Genomic DNA, 18,323 nt, shown 5'->3' on the forward strand with positions numbered 1-18,323 from the left:
TTAGTACTCAAACTTTTTAAGAAGCATCAAATTCCAAAAACTTATCTTTGGTATTTGATGCTTTTTTAATTTAATAAACTTAGTACTATGAATCTCTCTTTCTGGGAATACAAAACTTGGCTTTCCGACATAGATTTTGCAATCATCGGAAGTGGAATTGTAGGATTAAATTGCGCTTTATCGCTTCGGAAAAAATATCCTAAAAGTAAGATAGTAGTATTTGAGAGAGGTGTTCTTCCTAGCGGCGCAAGTACAAAAAACGCAGGATTTGCTTGTTACGGAAGTATATCAGAAATATTAAACGATTTAAACAACCACTCCGAAGAGGAAGTTATTCAATTAGTAAAACACAGAGTTGAAGGACTACAATTACTTCGGAATAAATTGGGTGACAAACAACTTGATTACAAAGAATACGGCGGCTACGAGCTTTTTACAAATGAAGACTTGGAGCTTTACGAAGCTTGTAAATCCAAGATTAATTACATCAATAGGTTACTTTTTTCAATATTTAAGTCCGATGTCTTTTCTGAAAAAGAAAATAAATTCGGATTTAAAAATATTCAGGAAAAACTTCTATTTAGCAAATTTGAAGGCCAGATTGATACAGGCAAAATGATGCATGGCCTTCTGAAAAAATCTTCAGAAGAAAATATTCTAATCCTCAATGCCTGCGAAATCACAGCAATTTCAGATAACGGAAATAGCGTGTCCCTTCAAATAAATTCATCCCTTGAAATATCGACCAAGAAAGCAATTATTGCAACCAATGGTTTTGCTAAACAATTTTTGGATGAGGATGTCATGCCTGCAAGAGCTCAGGTACTTGTTACTAAACCCATAGAAAACCTTCAAATTAAAGGAACTTTTCACCTTGATAAAGGATACTATTACTTCAGAAATATCGGAAATAGAGTCCTATTTGGTGGGGGGCGTAATCTTGATTTTAAAACTGAAGAAACCACCGAAATGGAGTTGACGGAACTTGTTCAGAAGCAGTTAGAGGATTTACTTAAAACAGTAATTCTTCCAAATAATAAATTTGATATTGATAAGCGATGGAGTGGTATTATGGGAATAGGAAAGCAGAAAAAACCTATTGTAAAAGCACTATCAAATAATGTTTTTTGTGGTGTTAGGCTTGGCGGAATGGGAGTTGCTATAGGAAGCTCAATCGGGAAACAACTTTCGGATATCGTAGATTAAATGTTGCTTAGTACTAACTACCTTCGCGAAAAATAATGTAAACTGAAAAAACAATCAGAAACACACAGGAAATTTATGATTAAAAAACTACTCAAATTCTTATTTAAAATCCTCTTATGCTTTCTCGGACTTTCGATTCTCTGGGTAGTACTTTATAAATATGTTCCTGTGCCCTATACACCTTTAATGGCTATTCGCTCTATTGAAGGAGATGAAAACTTCAAAACGCGCCACGATTGGGTTCCTATAGAAGATATATCTCCTTATTTACAATTGGCGGTAATTTGTGCTGAGGACCAAACATTTTTAAGTCATAATGGCTTTGACCAAGAAGCGATTAAAAAGGCATTGGAAAGTAATGAAAAAGGAAAGAAACTTCGCGGAGGAAGTACAATCTCTCAACAAACGGCTAAAAATGCATTTTTATGGCCAGGACGAACTTGGTTTAGAAAAGGATTAGAAGCATATTTTACTATCCTTATCGAGGCTATTTGGGATAAAGAACGAATATTAGAAGTTTACTTAAATAGTATTGAAATGGGACCTGGAGTATATGGAGCCGAGGCTGCTTCGCACTATTGGTTTAAAAAGTCAGCAAAAAAACTCTCGACAGAACAGGCTGCAAGGATTGCCGCAATTTTACCTAGTCCGCAACGTTATAGCGCAAATCCTCTGGGATCATACGTAGGCAGAAGAACACAATGGATTATGAAACAAATGCGCTATTTTGGTCCGTTTACTTTAGAAAAACAAGTTAAAGAAAAGAAGAAAAAATGACAGCATTTGAAATTAAATCTGAGTTGCTTCACCACTGTCAAAATCAAGTTGGAGCCAGGTTTTTAAAAATAAAGCAAACTATTGCCGATATTGAAGAATCATTGTTTGATGAGTCTAAAAGTAGCGCCGGAGATAAACACGAAACCGCTAGAGCAATGCTTCAGATTGATCGTGAAAATGCTGGAAGACAACTACATGAAATTGAAAAGATTAATCAGCTTCTAAAAAAGATTAATATAAAAGCAACTTCAGATTATGCTCGTTTGGGTAGTTTAATTAACACAGATAAGTTCAATTACTTCATTAGTATCTCTATTGGCGCTGTTACCATAGACACTACAGAATATTTATGTGTTGCATTAAATTCACCGGTAGGACAACTTTTATCGGGAAAACGAAAAGGAGAAACTTTTACTCTAAATGGGACTAATTATAAAATTAAACAAGTGCTATAATTCTTCTAGAATTGAGTTTCCATTAACACTTTAGGAATCTTTTTACTCATTTCTAACAACCATTTAAGCTGTTCCCGAATTAAATGTTCTTCCTCGAGTACTGAAACCAGTTTTTTGTCTTTTTCTGAACCACTAACCTCAGAAAGATTTATGCTTTTACCATAAGTAACTTCAAAAATATCTTCAGGTTCCACAAGCTCCCGATTTATTTCAGAATGTTTTTCTGAAGTAAGTATAGCCTCTGCAAATTTTAAATTTTCAACAATTCGATTAGAAACCTTATTAAAATTATCTGTTGCAGGAGTAGTTGGATTATTTAAAATATAAGTGCTCAACGATGCTAAAGACGATAAAAATGTATGGTTAAGCATTGCTATTTCATAGACCTTATCCAGGTTCTTTTGTTTAGATTTTGGCTCTTGTGTCATTCGTTGAAAAGCTGAACTCAAATCGGACATTTCTAAAAACGCCTTTTTTCGAGCTACTTTATACTTATCAGAAACCTCTCCTTTTCTATTGTAATAATTAATTATTTCTTCTAAATAAACTCGATTCGCATGTAAAGATTTCACCAAAGTTTTTTGCATACTCTCTATTTCCCAAGCAGGCCAAAGGAGTAAATTCCCCAATGTAGCCAACCCTGCACCTATTGCAGTGTCTATAACTCTAAACTGAATAACGCTAAACGTATCTGGTTGTAGTAACGCATAAATAAAAACAACACTTAAGGTAATAAAAGTGGCAGACGCTCGGTAATTGCGCTGAATCATCGAAAAAGCAATTATCAATGATGTAATTGCTAAAACACCATAAACAGTGGTGTTTTGTGTAATTAAAACAATGGCAACAGCTAAAACTCCACCTATAAGAGTACCAACTGTACGTTCAATTGAACGAGTTTTGGTAAGCCCAAAAGTTGGACGCATTATTACTATTAATGTAAGTAAAATCCAATATGGGTTTTGAATTTTAAATATAATCCCTACGCCATAACCTATCATCGTTATCGTTGCAATGCGTAAAGAGTGTTTAAATATTGGAGATTTTAAATTGAAATTTTCTACTAAAACTTCAAAATCATAATTCTCTTTCGTTAAAAATCGCTTGGCATATACATGCTTGATAAATGGAATTTGTCGACGGTCGGGATTACTGAGCAGCCACTCTATTTTTTCTATTTTTTTAACCTGTTCTTTTTGATACTTATATAAGTTTCTAAGCATTAAAGAATCTTCATCATAAACCACTTCTGAAGAAAATACATCTTTTTTTACACATTCTAAATAGGATTCAATCGCTGTGCTTTTTGGGAGTCTTTTAGGTCTTGAAAGGTAATCTGAGATAGTCATTAACCTATCACTCATTGCAAACAACAAAGCTTGAAAGTCATCTAATTGCTTTGGGTTTTTTTTAAACAACTCGTCTGTTTTCGAGTAATTCACAGGATTGGTCATCGCCAATTCGAGCATATCGATTAACTGAGCAAAAATTAACATTCGCTTCCCCTCATAATCAGACTTCCCTGAACCTTTTCTAGAAGAAATTAGTATTTCTCGCAGTGTTTCGTGCGTTGTGGTAAGTTCTGTTTGAAGGTGAAGGAGTTTTTTTAAAAGCTCAGTTCTGTCATTCTTTTCCTTAACCAAGTGGCCACGGGTACGTAAATAATCTGCCGTTAACTTAATTGTTTTTGAAAGATAATATTCCGTAGGTGCTTTCGGAAAGATATAATGTCGCAATAATGAAAGCGAAGCATACCAAAGGCCACCAACCCCGATAAGCAACATTCTTTCATAAGGTTGCAAATCGTTAGAAATATTTGAAAAACTAAGTACTAAAGCAAACAAGCCAGAAAAACTGATTAACGATGCTCTAAAACCATAAATAGCTAAGTAGGAAATACTAAACATTAGAATTCCTAAAGCAGGAAATAACAACCACAATGAAAGATGAAGGTAGCCGCCTATAAAACTAATTATCATCGATAACAGAGTAGCAAGAAGAATCCCTGTTATCTTATGTCGAATACCACCGCTTACATCACTTGGGGAAGCAAGCATCGCCCCTACTGTAATAGTTATCCCAATTTCTAGCATGTCGAGCTTTAACCCTACTATAATTGGAACCGTTAAAGCAATTCCCAATAGTATAGCCTTAGAAAAATCGGTACTTTTAAAGTATTCCGAAAGTTCTTTAAGAGTTTCCCTTACTATGTTTTGAGATGTTTTCAATTAGTTAAAATTCACAGGTTGCAAAGATATTGACTACGCCGCGTAAGTTTGTTCTTTTCTGAAAAGAAACTTTGTTATTCTTTTATTAAAAAAACTTATTCACAGTGAAAATGCGTGTTAATACCTTAACTTTAAGCTATTATCTATAAAATTATGAAAAATGAAAAATAAAGTTATAATTCTAAAGTCACGACCAGTTGGTAAACCTACACAAGATGACTTTGGGTTTACAGAAGAAACAATGCCTGAAGCTCAAGATAGTGAAGTGTTATTAAAAATTAAATACGTATCCGTAGATCCTTATTTACGTGGAAGAATGCGAGATGAGAAATCGTATATTGAACCATTTAAAGTCAATGAACCATTAGAGTCTGGTATTATTGCTGAAGTTGTTGAGTCTAAAAATAAAAATTTTAAAAAAGGTGAGTATGTAAATGGAATGCTTAAATGGAAGCAATTTCAAACTTCAAACGGGAATGGTTTAAATAAAGTAGATCGAAATAAAGCGCCTTTAAAAGCGTATTTAGGTGTTTTAGGTCTTACAGGAATAACTGCTTATTTAGGGCTCGAAAAAATAGGAAACCTTAAAAAAGGAGAAACTCTTTTAGTATCTGGAGCTGCTGGAGCCGTAGGTAGTGTTGTTGGCCAAATTGGAAAAATAAAAGGCTGTAAGGTTGTTGGAATTGCGGGTAGTGAAGAAAAAACAAACCGAATACAAGAAGAATTTGGCTGTGATAAGGCTATCAATTATAAAACCACAGACAATATGTATAAAGCTATTGCCGACGCTTGCCCGAATGGAGTAGATGTTTATTTCGATAACGTTGGTGGGGAAATTTTGGATGCTGCTTTAGCAAATATGAATAAATACGGTCGCGTGGTATGCTGTGGTGCAATTTCACTATACAATGAAACTAAAACTCCAAAAGGGCCAAGAGTTGAAACCAAACTTATCAAGAATAGTCTTTTAATGCAGGGGTTTACTGTGAGAGATTTTGTAAAAGATTTTGGGCCAGCTCAAAAACAATTGGCTAAATGGATGGAAGAGGATAAAATAAAATATTTAGAAACCATAGTTGAAGGTTTCGACAATATTCCAAAGGCATTTATTGACCTATTTGATGGTAAAAACAAAGGAAAAATGATTGTGGCAGTTTAATCTCATTCCTACATCAATGGTGAAAATAATCCCGCTAATTTTTCAAGAATTTGGGTAAGGTTTGATCGTTCTTTCCATTTTTTAGCATCAATTACGATAGCATCTTTTAAATCATTATAGAAAGCAGTGTGAAGTTCTTCTGCAATTTCTTTATCGTAAACAATTGCATTGACTTCAAAATTAAGGTCAAAACTACGGATGTCCATATTTGCCGTTCCAACTATTGAAAGTTGTTTATCAACAACCATGGTTTTAGCATGTACGAATCCTTTTTGGTATCGATAAATATTTGCACCTGCATTTATCAAACGTCCGTAATACGATCGGGCTGCATAGTTAACAAATTTAGAATCTGAAATACCTGGCACTAACAAATTTACTTTTGTACCACTTGCTGCTGCTATTACTAAACTTTCTAAAATAGTATCGCCTGGTATAAAATAAGGTGTGGTAATTAGTATCTCCTCTTTGGCAAGGCTGATTGCTTGCAACAAGCTTTGTTGAATTAATGGGGAATCTGAATCTGGCCCACTGTAAGCTATTTGAACAACCTTATCTGTTTTTGAAGGAATTGTACTATCATCAGGAAAAAAGACTTTAGTTGGTTTTAATGCTTCGCCAGAGCAATAATTCCAATCACCCATAAAAATATATTGTAAGCTTTTTACAATAGGGCCTTCAATTTGTAAATGCGTATCCCGCCAATACAACTTGTTTTTGTCTTTGGAATTATTAACGTATTTATCACTAACATTTATTCCTCCTACAAAGCCTACTACTCCATCTACAACAATAATTTTTCGATGGTTTCGGTAATTTATTCTGTTCGCAAAACCGATAAGCTTTATTTTATAGAATGGAAAAACACGGATTCCAGCTGCTTGCATTCTTGGAACTTGTTTTTTCCGAATTGGTCTACTTCCAAAGTCATCGTAAATAAATCTTACAGCTACACCTTCTTTTGCTTTTTCCATTAAAAGATCGATAATGCGACAACTTATATCATCGTCTTCAAAAATGTAATACTCAATATGAATATGGTTTTTAGCGTTTTTAAGAGCCTCAAAAACACGCGGAAATTTATGTTCCCCATTAAGCAATAAGGTTACATCATTACCTTGAAAAATTGGACTTAAACTTTTATTGAGAATAAGAGTAGCGAGCTTTTCAAAGTTTTTTACAGATTCTTTTCTCGTTTTAAAAATGATTTGTGAAGTTTTTAGAATCCTTTCTCGCATTGTCATTTCCAATTCAGGGTTATTGAAAATTTTCTTGCTATACATTTTCCGTTTTCGATAATTAATACCAACGGTGAAGTAAATGATAATACCAACTATAGGTAATAAAATAACAGCGAGCAGGTAAGCGAGAGTTTTTGTTGTGTTTTGTGTGTCGTAAACCACCCGAACACATACCAGGAGAACTATAATTATATAAACTATTTCGGCAATTAAAATCCAGTTCATTTGTTATAGAGTTGAGGGAGCATTGCTTAAAAATAAAGCTTTTATCCTAATTTATGTTCTAAAATGGGCTCTCTTGTCGAGAAAATTTCCTTAAAGGTAATAGGAAAGGTTTACAACTGTATCTACTGAAATAGAATGATTGTGTTTAAAATAAACAATTTGGTTTTCCCAAACACCTTCTATAAGATAATGATCGCCTTTAAAATAGCTTCTTTGAACACTTATTTTAAAACTTGAATTCTGTGAAGATAATCGCAGTTGATGCGGAAAAACCACAAATTTTTCGAAGGATGCACTTTCGTTGAATAAATTTTTCGGAAGTAAATTTGCTTCTCCAAAAAAACCTGCTTGATACTCTGTTGCAACGTTTTTGTAAATAAACTCTGGAGTGCCTTTCATTTCAACTTGCCCATTGTTAAGCATTAAAATTTCAGTGGAAAATGCCAGTGCCTCTTCGCTATCATGGGTGGCTGTAATACAGCTGATGTTATTTTGTTTTAGATAGCCAAAAATCTTTCGCTGCAATTTATTTTTTCTGAAAGTATCAATATTGCTAAAGGGCTCATCGAGTAGAAGTATCTCTGGCTTGTTTGCCAATGCTTTTGCCAAGGCTACTCGCTGCTTTTGCCCTCCACTCAGGTTTTTCACTAAAGTGTCTTTAAACACCTCCATTTCCACCACTTTAAGAAGCTCGTCGATTCTTTCAGCATCCTTTTCTTCATTTAGGCCAGAAAGGTGTGAACCCAAGTTTTCCGAAACAGTTGTAAACGGCATAATATTGAATTCTTGTGCTACCAATTTCATAAATGGCTCACCAGGAATAAGAGTTTTGGTAGGTCCTAGAAGTTTTTTGTCGTTGTAATAAATGCTTCCTTTATCTAAATGAAGTAAACCATAGACAAGATGTAAAAGTGTAGATTTACCACATCCACTTTCCCCAATAACACTTAGATGTTCTCCAGGTTTTAAAGTGAAATAGATATCCTTTAAAATGGTTTTATCTGTGTAGGAAAATGAATCAATTTCAACGCTAAGCATCCCGAAATTAATTTGCTAAAATCCCTTTACTTTCGAAAACAGGAAGAGCTTCTAATTTTTCATCAGATATACTATTTGGGGCAAAAACAAATTTTTGCTCAAAGAGTTTATTCTCAGCAAAAAATGTAACTAGATATTCGTTAGTAAACCCTAAAACCTCATCAGAAATGAATTCTACTTTAGCGAATGATTTTGGTGCAACATTTCCTAAATTTCGACGTAAAGTTGTTGTTGTTTTGTCTTCTGTGTTACCACGTGACATAACTAAAACAGTATCGATTTCTTCTTCTTTGTTATTTACAAAATAAACCGTCCACAAGTCTGCAGCTAATTCTTCGTCCCATTCTTTTACAGCAACGATATTAATGTTTTTTGCTTGAGGTATTTCAATATCTTTTCGCATAATTAATCTTCAATTTTCCACATTATCCACACTGCCAAAAGTGATATGGCAGATATACCTAATAAAATGGCTCCAACAACTATTTTAATATAGGCAATTACAAAAGTTAGATACGCAATAGCGATTGCAATAATGACCAATAAGGCAATGACAAGATATTTCTTCATAACACAAGGTTTTAAAATTTTAAGGTACTCTTATAAGACTTACAAGGTAACTTCTTTATCGTTAATATACTAAACGACGCCTTGTAGGAATTATGTATTAAAAATCATATGTCTCAAAGCACAGTGGTCTTAATATTTTTAAAGAACACTTTTAAACTGCTCTAAAAAGCGAACGTCGTTTTCGCTAAACATTCTAATATCTGGAATTTGGTGTAATAGCATTGCAATACGATCTACACCTACTCCAAATGCAAATCCGGAATACTCTTCAGGATCTACACCACAATTTTTAAGTACGTTTGGATCTACCATCCCACAGCCACCAATTTCTAGCCAACCTGTACCTTTTGTAATCCTGTGATCGGCTTCAGTTTCTAGTCCCCAATATACGTCAACCTCAGCACTTGGCTCTGTAAATGGGAAGTATGATGGGCGAAGACGAATTTTCGACTTCCCGAACATTTCTGTTGTGAAATATTGAAGAGTTTGTTTCAAATCTGCAAAACTTACGCTTTTATCCACATACAATCCTTCAACCTGGTGAAAGAAACAATGTGAGCGAGATGAAATTGCTTCATTTCTATAAACACGACCCGGAGAAATAGTACGAATTGGCGGTTTATTGTCTTCCATATACCTAACCTGAACAGAGGAAGTGTGCGTGCGCAACAAAACATCTGGATTGGTTTGAATAAAGAAAGTATCCTGCATATCGCGTGCAGGGTGATATTCTGGTAGATTTAAAGCAGTAAAGTTATGCCAATCGTCTTCAATTTCTGGTCCTTCAGATACGTTGAAACCAATGCGCAAGAAAATATCAATAATCTTATTTTTAACGATAGAAATAGGATGACGTGATCCTAATGGAATTGCCTCACCTGGTCGAGAAAGATCGCCATAAATACCTTTAGTTTCTGCACTGTCTTCAAGGGCTTGCTTAAGTGAATCTATTTTTTCTTGAGCTGTATTTTTAAGTGTGTTTATTATTTGGCCAAACTCCTTTTTTTGTTCGTTTGGAACATTTTTAAACTCAGCGAAGAACTCATTTAAAAGTCCTTTCTTTCCTAAATACTTTATACGAAAGCTCTCTATTTCTTCTTTGTTAGTTGAAGAAAATGCTTGTACTTCGGCAATGTGTTTTTTTACTGTATCTATCATTTTCAGATAATTTAATTACTGCTAGAATTTATCTTTAAATTGGTGCTTTTAGTGATAATCTTTGTTAAAAAACGAATTATGCAATTACTTCTTTTTCCAGAAAGTATTGCACAATAGCTTCTTTCATCAAAACGCTTTGCTCACCAGCTTTTAGTGGTGGAAGTTGTTCCAAAACGCGGTAGTGAGGCCAACCTTGGTCATCAAAATAATCAAATTCGTAATATCCATAAGGCTCTAAAAGTCGACAAATTGCAATATGCATCAAGTCTAACTTTTCGTCCTTTTTAAATCTTCTATGAATTTGACCTAACTCTTGTAATCCAACAAGGTATATTATGGCATCAAGATCTAATACTTCGCCATCTGCAAAGCGGTTGCTCAACATACTCACTACAGCCTCCCATCTTTCCTTTAATTGTTCGTCGCGTGCCATTTATTATATATAATTTAAGCTGCAAAGATACATTTTACTATTCTGAAATAGGAATACAGAATTCAGAATTTGGAAAACTGTATATTTATCAAAATTTTTAAATATGAATACTATAGATATTGTTGTTGGAATTATTTTAATCATCGCCTTTTTTATGGGTTTCAGAAAGGGAATTTTAAAAACATTGGCATCGTTAATTGGTTTGGTAGCAAGTGTTTATGGCGCTATGTATTTTTCAGATTACGCTAGGGTATATGTTGAGCGATGGTTCGATTGGAGTGATGACTTAACTAGTCTAGCTTCATTTTTAATCACTTTTATGGTGATAATGCTGGTATTTAGCATACTTGGAAGAGTGTTGACAAAGGTCGCCAATTTTGCAATGATGGGAATTTTTAACAAGCTTTTTGGCGGGGTTTTCAATGCTTTAAAATTTGCCTTCTTAATAAGTGTAATCTTTATGTTTGTAAACGCTTCTGAAAATTATACCATACTTTCTCCGGAACAAAGAGAAGCCTCGGTCCTATACCAACCTGTTGCATCAATAGCTCCGGCTATTCTTCCTGCCATCTTGAAAGAAGTGGATGAATTAGATATTGATATGCCGGAAATCAATTCCCCTTTTGAAGAAAAAGAAGATAGCATTCAATAAGAAGTAAGTCTAAATTTTATAATTGTTTCAAGTCTGAAGCAGGAATCCAACCATCCTTTCCATCGGCTAAAGTAATTCGATACCAATTACCATCCTTAGCAGAAATTTGAACCTTTGTGCCTTCGTGTAGAACGAAAGCAACATTGCTGCCCATTGTTGGTTCTGTTTTTACCTCAATTTCACTTGCAAAAATAATTGCAGGTTGCTTTTTTGTGAAATCGTCATAAGTTAAAAAAGCCATTGTTAAAGAGACTAATAAAAATAATCCTGCAAACATTGAACTTGCAAAAAGCAGGCGTTTTTTCTTTTCGGCAAAAGCAAAGTAGTATAATAGAAACAATGCTACAAATGATAAGGAAGACACCACAGCAAGAATTGCCCACCCATTAAACGTGAAAATTCCTGCTATACTCGAATACCATTTTGAAAAAAATGTTTCTGGTAGTGGTTCAATAGCGTCAATTCGTGCATTTTCAGCAAAAGCGAGATTGTTTTTTATGTCCGCATCGTTTGGTGCAAGCTGTAAAGCTTTTTCGTAATAATACACACTCGGCCCGATGTGGTTTAATTTATATTGTGCATTTCCTAAATTGAAATACAACTCTGCAGAGTGATGTCCACTCTCTAAAATTTGCATCCAAGCATTTATTGCCTGCTGATACTTTCCATTTTTATAAAGTTCTTTTCCTTGGTCAAATAGCGCTGTGTTTTGAGCAAATGCAGAAAACGAAAGAAAGAACATCATTGTTAGAATGAAGAGTTTCTTCTGAAATAAACTATTTGTATTTAAAATATTGGTTTTCATAATTCTGAATTCAGCCTTCCTAATTAAACAATTTGTTTGTCGATATTCGAAATCACTTCTACCGCCTTTGCGTAATCTTGTTGTACTGAAGCCTCAGACGAAGAGGCGTAACGGGCAAATTCACAACTTTTCAGTAGTCCAATAAAGTTTTCCACTGTTGGAGTTTCTACCTTTCGTTCTAACATCATATTAGATATTAGACTCTTTTCCATTTCGGAAGTCTCGATGTTCAACTGAGCTTTAAGATAATTGTGTAAAGCACGTTCCAAAGCTTCGTAAAATGCAGTTGGATTTGAGGTGTTTCGTTTTGCTTCCGAAAGGTATTTTTTAGCAAGTCTATTTGCACGACGCAACTTATTACCTTCAATATCGCTTAAACGTTCTTTACGTTTTTTACCCGCTAAAATAAATAGTGGAATCAATAAAAATGGACCCCCTAACAACGACCAAAACAAAGCTGATTTAAAGAAAGGCTTCTCCGATTTTGACTTTAAATTAGCATCTAATTTGATGTATTTAAAATTATCTTTTGAAAGAACAACTTGTTTGTTTGTGTCCCCACCGCTAGCAACAGGCGCTGTAGCCGAAACTGGGCCGTTTTCTACTTCAATAGTAAATCCTTTGGATGTGATAGTTTTATATTTTTCAGTCTTAGGATCAAAAAATGAAAAACTTATTGGGTTTATAGGATAACTTCCTTTAAACTGAGGAACGATAGTATAAACATTTGAAATAGACCCTTGCATTCCCCCTACTGTAGTTCTTACATTTTCGCTGTGTTCAGGCTCATAAACTTCTAAGGTGTTTGGCAGCTTTACTGATGGAATTGTAAATAATTTTAAATTCCCATTTCCAGAAACTTTTAAATCTAACTCAAGTGATTCGTTTGCGTTGAGAGTAGTTTTATTTGTGTTCACCTCAAAAGAAAAATCACCAACAGCCCCATTAAATCCATCTGGTTTTCCTTCTAAAGGAAGCGGCTTAACATCAATCGTTCTTTTGCCTGCAGAAATTGTTTTGTTAACTCGCTGCATTATTCTACGCCCAAAAATATCGCGTCTGTTTCCTTGAACATCTACTGGCACGTCTAACGTAAGCGGTTCTATGTCTAATTTTCCAGTTTTTTGAGGATATAAAACAGTAGTTCGCAATATTACATATCGATAATCTTGACCGTTATATTTCCCCTCCATAACCTTAAAGTTATTTTGGTTATCGATATTCTGACTCCAGAAATCGGCATATTTTGGGGTATCGATTTCACGCCATTGGCTAGTGATACTTACATCATGTGATACATAAAGTTTGTATGTAACCGTAATGGCCTCATTTAAATATGGTGTAGCATTAGAAACTTCGGCTACTAAATGAACATTCTCACTCGCAACATAATCGGCATTGTTTCCATCTTTTGGAGTTTCCACAGCCGCAGTAACCTCAACTTCTATCGGAAGGGTTTTATAAGTTTCTCCGTCAATTTCAATCGTTGCTTGACCAATGGTTACATTACCACGTGTTTGAGGAGATAAGAAATATGAATATGTTTTTGAAAAACTCCTTTTTCCATTAATCCAAGAGTTACTAATAGATTGGTTTGGACCACCAACAACTCTAAAGTTTTCAAAATTAGGCGGTCTAAAATTATCGCCATCTTGATTCATCTCAAAATCTACTCGTAAACGTTCATTAATTCCGAGTCTTTTTTTACTAACCTTGGCATCAAATTGAACTTGTGCAGATGCAGCAATACTACACAACACAAATCCTATAAGAAATAACAAACTCTTCGTCTTCATAATCTACCAGTCTTTATCTGATTTCACTTTGGCGCCTTTTTGCTTTTCAGCATTAATCTTTTCTTGCGTCTTTTTCTCTTCGTTATTCATTGCTTCCAACAAACTTTTTACCTGCTGAGGAGAAAGTTGACCAGGAACAGGTTGTTGCTGTTGTGGCTTATCTCCTTCTGAATCTTTGGGTTTATCAGACTTTCCTTCATCTTTATCTTTGTCGCCTTCATCCTTTTTATCTTTCTGATCACCTTTATCCTTATCGTCTTTTTGGTCGCCCTCGTCGCCTTTATCGCCGTCTTTATTTTTGTCGTCTTGGTCTTGTTTATCTTGGTTATCCTGATCTTTATTGTCTTCGTTCTTGTCGTCGTTTTTATCGTTTTGATCTTCTGGTGGTGGTGGATTTTTATCTAATAAATCTTTTGCCAATGCCAAATTATAACGAGTTTCATCGTCGTTAGGGTTGTTTCGAAGTGCATTCTTATAACTTTCTACGGCTTCAGTATATTTTTTTTCATTCATATACGTATTCCCTAAATTATGAAAAGCTCTATGCTTATCAGCTTTGGTTGTAGCTGTAACTGCTGCTTGTTTAAAACGAAGCATTGCCTCTGCATTTTTTTCTTTTCCGTAGTAAGCAGTACCTAAATTGTATTTGGCAATTTCATCTTTTGGGTTTAATGAAATTGCTTGCCTATAATTTGCTTCTGCATCTGGAAATTTTTCTTTCTGAAGCATTTGTTGCGCTTCACTTAAATAATTCTGAGCAGCCTTAAGTTCCTTTGTTTGCTCTTTTGACTGCTGTGCAAATGAATTCAATGAAATAATAGATATACATAGAATCATTACAATTCTAAATATCTTATTATTCTGAAAAAACGTTCTTTCTACAAACATCATCTTATTGTTTTTCCTTTTCATTAAACAAATTCAATTTTTTAAGCCAAGCCGTTTGTCTTTCTAAAAAGAATACATCTAAAACCAGCAAAAATAATGCCCCAGCTAAAAACCATTGAAATTGATCTTTAAAATCTGTGAATTGTTTAGCTTCAAATTCCTTTTTATCCATTCCACCTAAAATAGATTTTACGCTATCTACTACAGCTTTTGTATTGGCTCCATCAATATACTCACCATTGGTAGTTTGAGCTATCTTTTTAAGAGTTTCTTGACCTAATCGACTTATGACTTGTTCATTATTTCTATCGCGAAGATAATATTGTAGCACTCCATTCTTTTTAATTGGAATTGGTCCACCTTCAATAGTACCTACACCAATAGGGAAAATTCTTATTCCTTTTTCTGCAGCCTCTTCAGCGATTTTAGCAATATTACCCTCGTGATCTTCTCCATCTGAAACTAAAAACATCACTCGGTTGGTTTGGCTCTCATCGTCGTAGAACGTTTGTGCCATTTCAATTGCCTGCGTAATGGCTGTACCTTGAGAGGAAACCATATCGGTATTCATTCCGTTAAGGAATAGTTTTGCTGAACCAAAATCGGTTGTAATTGGAACCTGCGGAAATGCGCTACCTGCATAACCAATAATCCCTACTCTATCACCAGCAAGACCATTTATTATCTGAGTAATGAGTTGCTTAGATTTGTCCAATCGATTGGGCGCAATATCTTCAACAAGCATACTTTTGGAAACATCTAAAGCGAAAACAATATCAACACCTTCGCGTTTCATTGTTTCTAATTTAGTTCCAATTTTAGGATTTACCAATGCCACACTCAATAAAGCAATCGCCAAACACAGTACGAATATTTTTAATGTCGATTTAAAAATAGAACGATTTGGACTTAATTTCTTTAATAGTTCTTTATCGATAAACTTTTTTTGTATCGATTTTTTCCAAACTAAAAGCAATAGAAAACCCACCACTATCACCGGAATGGCGATGAGGACGTAGAAGTAAATTGGTTTTTCTAATACTAACTGATCCATTTTATAAAAATCCTTTAAATATTGTTGTTCGCAACAAAAACTCAAGCCCTAATAGAATTAATGCGAAAATCACAAATGGACGGAACATTTCGTCGTAGTTTGTGAATTTGAATTCTTCAATATCGGTTTTTTCTAGTTTATTAATCTCTTCGTAAATCTGCTCTAACTTGGTGTTATTTGTCGCACGGAAATATTGTCCGCCTGTTTTATTGGCTATATCCTTCATTAAAGCTTCATCGATTTCCACCTTAACGTTCCCGTATTGAAACCCACCGTCTGGACGAATTGCAATAGGAGACATCGCCATACCATTACTTCCCAATCCAATGGTATAAACTTTTATCCCAAATTCAACTGCCAATTCACTTGCAATTTTTGGATCGATAAACCCTGAGTTGTTTACACCATCTGTAAGCAAAATAATTACTTTACTCTTGGCACGACTATCCTTTAGTCTATTTACCGCTGTTGCCAATCCCGACCCAATTGCAGTTCCTCCTTCAATAGTAGTGTTATAGGTTACATTTTTTAAAGAAGATAGAACAATAGTTTTATCACTTGTAATTGGGGTTCTTGTAAAGCTCTCTCCCGCATATTCCACCAAACCAATTCTATCATTTGGACGACCATTAATAAATCTAGCGGCAACAGTTTTTAACGCTTCCAATCTATTGGGCTTTAAATCTCTTGCCAACATACTTGCCGAAACGTCTATTGCCATTACAATATCAATCCCACGTGTTGTTTTGGTTTTTGTGGTTTCATCTACTGTTCTTGGGCGTGCTAAAGCAACGATTATTGCTGAAAGCGCTAAAAGACGTAATACAAATAGCAAAGGTTTTAATTTTGCCAACCAGTTTCTTCCTGTTTTAAAACCTTGTACAGATGATATTTTTAGAGAGGCTGTTTGTTGTTTTCGCTTCCATAAATACCATAGCACAAGCACTGGAAGTATTAAAAACAACCAGAAAAACTGCGGATTTACAAATTCGAAATTACTGCCCATCTTTCTCTGAAATTTCTAGCTCAATTGAAGCTATAATTCTTTCTTTAATTTCTTCGGCATATTTGCCATCGTCTTGATATACTAACAACACTTCTTGCAGGCCATTTTGCTGAGCAAAAAGCAATAATTCGTATGTGCTTTTCTCTTTTAACACTTTCGAATCTAAAACTTGAACATTGAATTCACCATAGGCTCTAACTCCTTTTATTCCTTTATCAGTTTCAAAGTCGTCTCGTTTTACGATTAAGTTTTTGGCACCTCGTTGCTCTAAGTCTTGAAGAACAGCTTCCAAAGCATTTTCTAAAGCAATATCTTGTTTCTGACTAAAACGTGTTGTTGAAACCATTATATGTAATGGAGATTTCATTTCACCGTAAATGAAATAATCTTTTCCACTTATCATACTATTTTCTGCATTTGCATCTTGTGCTTCTACACGCACAAGCACTTCAGGCGTTTCAATAATTACAGCTGGAAATCCGTATTCACTTTTTATCCATTTATTTTCAGAGAGCTCCCTTAGTTCGTTACCAAAAACTTTATCTTTTAGATTGTCAAAACCTGTTATACTTCCATAAACAACACCTGCTAAAATGATGGCTACAAGTACTCCTGAAATTCCAAGTATTAACTTTCTGCGCTTGCGTTTCTTCTCCAGTTTTTCAAGATATTCTTGAGTTTCTAACAACTCTTCTTCTGTTGGCTCCGGAACAGCCTCATGAGTTTCATTAATGATCTCTTCTATTGTTTTTCTATCTACAACCGCTTGACCGGTTTCTTGGTTCATTTTAGCGAATTTCACCAAATCGGCACGTTTAAAAATTGCATCAAGCTTGCGAATAGTTTCCAAATCGAAGTCGAAACTTCCAGCATCTCTATGCATCATCAATCGGGTGATAAGCTCATCACTCGTGCTTTCTAGTGCAGCTTCGTCAACCTCACGATCGAGATAACGTTTTACAATTTCAGTAAGATTACTATAGTATTCTTTACTTTTATTTTCCTTAAGCAACTGAGAATTATCAAGTTGTTTAAGCGCTACAATTGCTTCTTCATAAGGAGGTAATTGCTTTTGTTCAGCATCTTTTCTCGTTTTTCTTCTGAAAAAATAAATTGCAAGACCAACAATAAGAAGTATTGGAATTAACCAGTACAATAGTTGAAGCCAATCAAAAGGTGGATTTTTCACTTCTACCGCAGGTTTAATGTCGAACATTTTCTGCTTAGTAGTATCAATAATTACGTCGTTTACTTCTACTTTAACAGAATCAGTAAAAAACGGTTTTTCGTTAATAAAGATAATCTGAGGAGGAATAGTGTATTTACCACTATCAAACTGCGTTAAGCCGTATTTTTTAATGAGCTGATATTTAGCTCCTTCAAAAGTAGTATCTGCCTTATAAGATTCTATCAACTCCAAAGGCATAAAAGTTTGCTCTTCCTGAAACCTAATAATATCAGAAGAATCGGCTTCTACTTTAATAGTATAAAGAATTTCTTCTCCAATTTTGATTTTCGTAGAATCTACAGAAAAACTTACTTGAGCATTTGAGAGGAAAGAAAATAATACAAAGAATAGCGAAAAAAGAAAATAGCGGTTGCTCTGAAAGCTCAACTTTCTGTAGTTCTGGT

18 protein-coding genes are annotated in these 18,323 nt (G+C 34.5%); 5 read left to right on the forward strand and 13 right to left on the reverse strand.

Going from position 1 to position 18,323, the window contains the following annotated elements; genetic code table 11:
* The first annotated feature begins 87 nt into the window (after nt 1-87).
* The 3 genes from H4O20_RS09795 (at nt 88) to H4O20_RS09805 (ending at nt 2,438) form a co-directional block, all read left to right on the forward strand.
* Entirely contained in the window at nt 88-1,206 is a 1,119-nt protein-coding gene (locus H4O20_RS09795) for an FAD-binding oxidoreductase (RefSeq protein WP_185099129.1), read from the forward strand.
* Between the two features lie 75 nt (nt 1,207-1,281).
* Complete coding sequence (mtgA, locus tag H4O20_RS09800) at nt 1,282-1,983, forward strand: monofunctional biosynthetic peptidoglycan transglycosylase (RefSeq protein ID WP_185099130.1); 702 nt, start codon at nt 1,282-1,284, stop codon at nt 1,981-1,983.
* On the forward strand, nt 1,980-2,438 hold the full coding sequence (locus H4O20_RS09805) for a 3-oxoacyl-ACP synthase (protein WP_185099131.1): 459 nt from the start codon (nt 1,980-1,982) through the stop codon (nt 2,436-2,438). The genes mtgA and H4O20_RS09805 overlap by 4 nt, the downstream gene beginning before the upstream one ends.
* A gap of 5 nt (nt 2,439-2,443) precedes the next feature.
* Here the strand turns inward: H4O20_RS09805 and H4O20_RS09810 are convergent, their stop codons facing one another.
* Nucleotides 2,444-4,666 carry an FUSC family membrane protein gene (locus H4O20_RS09810; RefSeq protein WP_139853949.1) on the reverse strand — a complete coding sequence of 741 codons (2,223 nt, stop codon included), beginning with the start codon at nt 4,664-4,666 and terminating at the stop codon, nt 2,444-2,446.
* Nucleotides 4,667-4,826: 160 nt separating this feature from the next.
* Between H4O20_RS09810 and H4O20_RS09815 the strand changes: the two genes are divergently transcribed.
* Entirely contained in the window at nt 4,827-5,825 is a 999-nt protein-coding gene (locus H4O20_RS09815) for an NADP-dependent oxidoreductase (protein WP_185099132.1), read from the forward strand.
* Between the two features lie 8 nt (nt 5,826-5,833).
* On the opposite strand, the gene cls is transcribed toward H4O20_RS09815, so the two are convergent.
* The 6 genes from cls to H4O20_RS09845 all read right to left on the reverse strand — a co-directional run bounded on the left by cls (nt 5,834) and on the right by H4O20_RS09845 (nt 10,490).
* On the reverse strand, nt 5,834-7,291 hold the full coding sequence (cls, locus tag H4O20_RS09820; protein ID WP_185099133.1) for a cardiolipin synthase: 1,458 nt from the start codon (nt 7,289-7,291) through the stop codon (nt 5,834-5,836).
* Between the two features lie 90 nt (nt 7,292-7,381).
* Nucleotides 7,382-8,329, reverse strand: a complete 948-nt coding sequence (locus tag H4O20_RS09825; RefSeq protein WP_185099134.1) for an ABC transporter ATP-binding protein — start codon at nt 8,327-8,329, stop codon at nt 7,382-7,384.
* 7 nt (nt 8,330-8,336) lie between these two features.
* Nucleotides 8,337-8,732, reverse strand: a complete 396-nt coding sequence (locus H4O20_RS09830; RefSeq protein ID WP_165144807.1) for a hypothetical protein — start codon at nt 8,730-8,732, stop codon at nt 8,337-8,339.
* A 2-nt stretch (nt 8,733-8,734) separates the two neighbouring features.
* Nucleotides 8,735-8,899, reverse strand: coding sequence for a hypothetical protein (locus tag H4O20_RS09835; protein WP_165144810.1), 165 nt, complete (start codon nt 8,897-8,899; stop codon nt 8,735-8,737).
* A 138-nt stretch (nt 8,900-9,037) separates the two neighbouring features.
* Complete coding sequence (gene pheS / locus H4O20_RS09840; RefSeq protein WP_185099135.1) at nt 9,038-10,057, reverse strand: phenylalanine--tRNA ligase subunit alpha; 1,020 nt, start codon at nt 10,055-10,057, stop codon at nt 9,038-9,040.
* A gap of 76 nt (nt 10,058-10,133) precedes the next feature.
* Complete coding sequence (locus H4O20_RS09845; protein WP_139853955.1) at nt 10,134-10,490, reverse strand: hypothetical protein; 357 nt, start codon at nt 10,488-10,490, stop codon at nt 10,134-10,136.
* Nucleotides 10,491-10,593: 103 nt separating this feature from the next.
* Here H4O20_RS09845 and H4O20_RS09850 point away from each other — a divergent pair, with 103 nt between their 5' ends.
* Entirely contained in the window at nt 10,594-11,142 is a 549-nt protein-coding gene (locus H4O20_RS09850) for a CvpA family protein (RefSeq protein ID WP_185099136.1), read from the forward strand.
* 16 nt (nt 11,143-11,158) lie between these two features.
* Here H4O20_RS09850 and H4O20_RS09855 read toward each other — a convergent pair whose 3' ends face one another.
* Genes H4O20_RS09855 through H4O20_RS09880 form a run of 6 tightly spaced genes read right to left on the reverse strand, consistent with a single transcriptional unit; the run spans nt 11,159 to nt 18,306 of the window.
* Nucleotides 11,159-11,947, reverse strand: a complete 789-nt coding sequence (locus H4O20_RS09855) for an SH3 domain-containing protein (protein WP_185099137.1) — start codon at nt 11,945-11,947, stop codon at nt 11,159-11,161.
* 23 nt (nt 11,948-11,970) lie between these two features.
* Nucleotides 11,971-13,743, reverse strand: coding sequence for a BatD family protein (locus H4O20_RS09860; protein WP_185099138.1), 1,773 nt, complete (start codon nt 13,741-13,743; stop codon nt 11,971-11,973).
* A 3-nt stretch (nt 13,744-13,746) separates the two neighbouring features.
* A complete protein-coding gene (locus tag H4O20_RS09865) occupies nt 13,747-14,655 on the reverse strand; it encodes a tetratricopeptide repeat protein (RefSeq protein WP_185099139.1) in 909 nt (302 codons plus the stop codon).
* Nucleotides 14,636-15,685 (reverse strand): VWA domain-containing protein, encoded by a 1,050-nt coding sequence (locus tag H4O20_RS09870; protein ID WP_139853960.1) that lies wholly within the window; start codon nt 15,683-15,685, stop codon nt 14,636-14,638. Before H4O20_RS09870 ends, H4O20_RS09865 begins: the two co-directional genes overlap by 20 nt.
* 1 nt (nt 15,686) lies before the next feature.
* Nucleotides 15,687-16,691, reverse strand: coding sequence for a VWA domain-containing protein (locus H4O20_RS09875; RefSeq protein ID WP_139853961.1), 1,005 nt, complete (start codon nt 16,689-16,691; stop codon nt 15,687-15,689).
* Nucleotides 16,681-18,306, reverse strand: a complete 1,626-nt coding sequence (locus H4O20_RS09880) for a hypothetical protein (RefSeq protein WP_185099140.1) — start codon at nt 18,304-18,306, stop codon at nt 16,681-16,683. Before H4O20_RS09880 ends, H4O20_RS09875 begins: the two co-directional genes overlap by 11 nt.
* Nucleotides 18,307-18,323 lie beyond the last annotated feature (17 nt).

The organism is Aequorivita sp. 609 (genome assembly GCF_014212065.1).
GTDB classification, from domain to species: Bacteria; Bacteroidota; Bacteroidia; order Flavobacteriales; family Flavobacteriaceae; genus Aequorivita; species Aequorivita sinensis.